Source organism: Bradyrhizobium sp. UFLA05-108 (genome assembly GCF_059803455.1).
In genome coordinates, this window is record NZ_JBANAZ010000212.1 from 1 (window position 1) to 981 (window position 981).

The window sequence follows — 981 nt, forward strand, 5'->3', positions numbered from 1 at the left end:
CGGCACCGCTATTCTGGGCGCGACGCTGAATCTCAACTTGCAGTGGCGTTTGCCGGAGATTGACGATCCGGTGCAGCGTCTGATGGAACCGGCGGTGCGCCAGAGCATGGGGAGCGAGGCGTTGGCGCAGCTGACCCAGCAGGTGGCGGCTTCGCTGCATTGGGTATTTCTGGTGTCGGCGCTGGTGTCGTTGCTGGCGCTGGCGGCGGCGATGCTGATCCCGGCGCGTTGTCGGCCGCAGGGCGAAGAAGAAGAGGCGGAGCAGGCGTAAGGGAGAAGGAAAGGGCGCTGCTGCAGAGCGCCCGGGATAGCCGGTGTGGCTTACTGCGTGTTGGAGGTATCCTGGCTGGTGCCGGTCTGCGCCGCGTCACCGCGATCGTCGCCGTTGTTCAGGCGGGTATAGACGATCTTCTGGGTGTCGTTTTCGCAGTGGCCGACCACCTGGCCACCCGCTTGATCGGCCTGATCGTTGGGCACGATCTCCAGTTTGAAGCCGGACTCCGGTACGCCGTTATTGACGATTTTTTGCGAAATGTCCGCTTTCACGCTTTCGCAGGAGGCCAGTGCCGCCAGCGGGGCGCCGGCCAGCAACACAGCGGTTAATATCAGCGTTTTTTTCATCACGTCATCCTTTTAGACAATGGACTTCCTGTAACAGGATAGCAGCAACGGCGACCGGGTTTCACGCTTGCCCGCCCGCCGCAGGCGGATTAAGGATTAATCCGACGGCCGGTCTGGCGATCCAGGCATTTACGGGTGTCCGGTTCCCAGTAGGCGTTGACGTTGTTGCTGTCGTTGCAACGGTCTTCGTCATCCGCGGCGCGATCGGCCTTGTCGAACTCTTTCTCGACGCGAGTGTTAACCTTGTGGCGCAGGGTTTTGGTATCATTCCACTGCTCTTTGCTCTGGCGCGCTTCTTCGGTGCTCATCGCGCCGCTGCCTTTGCCATCGACGGTGACGCAGGTGCTGCCCTGAGTGCAG

3 protein-coding genes are annotated in these 981 nt (G+C 61.4%); 1 reads left to right on the forward strand and 2 read right to left on the reverse strand.

Annotation, left to right across the window (positions count from 1 at the left end; translation table 11 throughout):
- On the forward strand, nt 1–271 hold a 271-nt coding region (locus tag SO140_RS46035; RefSeq protein ID WP_498544211.1), incomplete at its 5' end, for a hypothetical protein.
- A gap of 50 nt (nt 272–321) precedes the next feature.
- Here SO140_RS46035 and SO140_RS46040 read toward each other — a convergent pair.
- Complete coding sequence (locus SO140_RS46040; protein ID WP_019455911.1) at nt 322–621, reverse strand: DUF1161 domain-containing protein; 300 nt, start codon at nt 619–621, stop codon at nt 322–324.
- An 89-nt stretch (nt 622–710) separates the two neighbouring features.
- On the reverse strand, nt 711–981 hold a 271-nt coding region (locus SO140_RS46045; RefSeq protein WP_498544212.1), incomplete at its 5' end, for a DUF1283 family protein.